Here is a 2,518-nt window from a genome sequence, read left to right as displayed (position 1 = left end):
GACACCGAGAGCGAGACAGAAGATGGCGATATTGAACAACAGCACTTGTCTCCAGAACTCGTTTTTGATCTCGGAGGGTGCGTCCACTTCGCTGTAATCGCGGACCGTCGGCCCGTTGTAATCACTGTCGTTCACCCCGCCAACCTGAAACCAGTTGGCCGGGTTTTTCGGGAATAGACCCCCTTCAGAAGCCTCATCTGATTCCGAGGATTCATCGTCATCGCCGAAGTCGTCGGACACGGTGTCGAACGTTGGTGGATAAAAGGGAAAAGCGTTCGGAGTCGATTCAGACGTGTTTTTCTAGCGTGACCGTGCTGGACGCCTTGAGCCAACCGAGGGGATTGTTGGCATCGTAGAATACGACACCGTCCTCCGTCTCATAGGCTTCAATCGAACTCATCGGTTCGTCGGGAACCGGTAGTTCGGTTTCTGCGCAGTCCAGCGTTCCGTCTTCTGTTGCACGGTCAGACATTGGCTTGACCTCAACCTGTGCTATGAGTTAACACATTAAATCTCTTTCCCCTTCCGGGACTGGCACAAACGGGAGGGTTTTTACCCGGAAGCGCCAAAAACAATCGACATGACTCAATCCGGGCTTGGCGACTTTGCGGGCGGCGAGGAACGCCCCGCAGCGGAAGCCCACGCCGTTGCAGGAGCAAACGACACGACGGCGCACGTCGTGGACGCCGATACCGATTGGCTCCCGGACTCGCAGGGAACCATCGAACTCGCGGTGACACAGGTAGATTACACCATCGACGGGAACGGCGACGACGAAGAACCCATCATCCACGTCTTCGGCCGGACGTCGGACGACGAACAGGAACACGTCCGCGTCGTCGGCTTTCAACCGTACTTCTACGCGCCGACGAAGACGCTGAACGACGGGAAGCTGAACGATGGCCGAATTACGGGTTCGGAAGAGGGATACGAGAGTATCCGTGGCGAGCAGTTGACCAAGATTTTCGGTCGGACGCCACGCGACGTCGGTAACATCCGCGACGAGTTCGAGCACTTCGAGGCCGACATCCTCTTTCCCAACCGGTTTCTCATCGACAAGGACATCAACAGCGGGATTCGGATCCCCGAGAGACGGCGGGAGGACGGCGGCCTCGTCGTTCAGGAAAGCGAAGTCGAAGCGGCCGAGGTGCAGGCAAATCTCAGGGTACACACCTTCGACATCGAAGTCGACGACCGCTCCGGCTTCCCGGAGGACGGCGAGGAGCCGATCGTCTGTCTGACGAGTCACGACTCCTACCGCGACGAGTACATCGCGTGGCTGTTCGACGCGCCCGACGGCGAGGCCGACCTGCCGACGGACCTCCCGGAATACGAACCGCTTCGGGAGGAACCGTCCATCGACGTCCGGACGTTCGAGACGGAGGAGGCCATGCTCGATTCGTTCCTCGACTACATCGACGACACCAACCCCGACGTCCTCACGGGGTGGAACTTCGAGGACTTCGACGCACCGTACTTCCTCGACCGACTCGAACGGTTGGAGGGACCGCATCACGACTACGACCTCAACTACAACCGACTCTCACGCGTGAACGAAGTCTGGCGGAGCGACTGGGGCGGCCCGACAGTCAAGGGTCGCGTCGTCTTCGACCTGCTGTACGCGTACAAACGAACGCAGTTCAGCGAACTCGACTCCTATCGGCTGGACGCGGTCGGCGAGGTCGAACTCGGCGTCGGGAAGGAGCGCTACGCGGGCGATATTGGTGACCTCTGGGAACAGAACCCGACCCGACTGCTCGAATACAACGTTCGCGACGTGGAACTCTGCGTCGAACTCGACAAGAAACAGGACATCGTCACCTTCTGGAAGGAGGTCGCCTCGTTCGTCGGGTGTAAACTCGAAGACGCGACGACGCCCGGCGATGCGGTGGACGTGTACGTCCTGCACAAAGCCCACGGTCAGTTCGCACTCCCGTCGAAGGGGCAGGTCGAAAGCGAGGATTACGAGGGCGGTGCCGTGTTCGACCCGATTACAGGCGTCAGGGAGAACGTGACGGTGCTGGACCTGAAATCCCTGTATCCGATGTCGATGGCGACCATCAACGCGTCCCCCGAGACGAAGGTGGACCCGGAAACGTTCGACGGGGATACCTACGTCGCGCCGAACGGCACCCACTTCCGGAAGGACGAGGACGGCATCATCCGCGACATCATCACGGAAACGCTGGCCGAGCGTGAGGAGAAAAAGGGACTGCGGAACGAACACGATCCAAGCAGTGCGGAGTACGGGATTTACGACCGGCAGCAAGCCGCGGTGAAGGTCATCATGAACTCGCTGTACGGCGTGCTGGGATGGGACCGGTTCCGTCTCTACGACAAGGAGATGGGTGCGGCGATTACCGCCACCGGTCGGGAAGTTATCGAGTTCACCGAAACGGCGGCGAACGAAATCGACTACGAAGTGGCATACGGAGACACCGACTCCGTGATGCTCGAACTCGGCGGCGATATCGCGAAGGACGAGGCCCTCGAACAATCCTTCGGCATCGAGGAGCAC

The 2,518-nt window shown here is 59.6% G+C and carries 3 protein-coding genes; 1 reads left to right on the top strand and 2 read right to left on the bottom strand.

Annotated elements, in window-relative coordinates; translation table 11 throughout:
- Together WBV42_RS14950 and WBV42_RS14945 are read right to left on the bottom strand one after the other, a co-directional pair.
- On the bottom strand, positions 1–240 hold a 240-nt coding region (locus tag WBV42_RS14950), incomplete at its 3' end, for a DUF7322 domain-containing protein (RefSeq protein WP_423986738.1).
- Positions 241–286: 46 nt separating this feature from the next.
- Positions 287–472 carry a DUF7331 family protein gene (locus WBV42_RS14945; protein ID WP_066146371.1) on the bottom strand — a complete coding sequence of 62 codons (186 nt, stop codon included), beginning with the start codon at positions 470–472 and terminating at the stop codon, positions 287–289.
- A 108-nt stretch (positions 473–580) separates the two neighbouring features.
- On the opposite strand from WBV42_RS14945, the gene WBV42_RS14940 reads away from it, so the two are divergent.
- Positions 581–2,518, top strand: a 1,938-nt coding sequence (locus WBV42_RS14940) for a DNA polymerase domain-containing protein (protein ID WP_423986737.1), incomplete at its 3' end; no start/stop codon positions are given.

It is taken from the genome of Haladaptatus sp., from assembly GCF_049589095.1.
Lineage (GTDB): Archaea > Halobacteriota > Halobacteria > Halobacteriales > Haladaptataceae > Haladaptatus.
This window is presented reverse-complemented; position numbering and strand designations above follow the sequence as displayed.

Coding starts and splice junctions, on each gene's coding strand:
- WBV42_RS14945 (WP_066146371.1), bottom strand. CDS start 472: ATGTCTGACCGTGCAACAGAAGACGGAACGCTGGACTGCGCAGAAACC.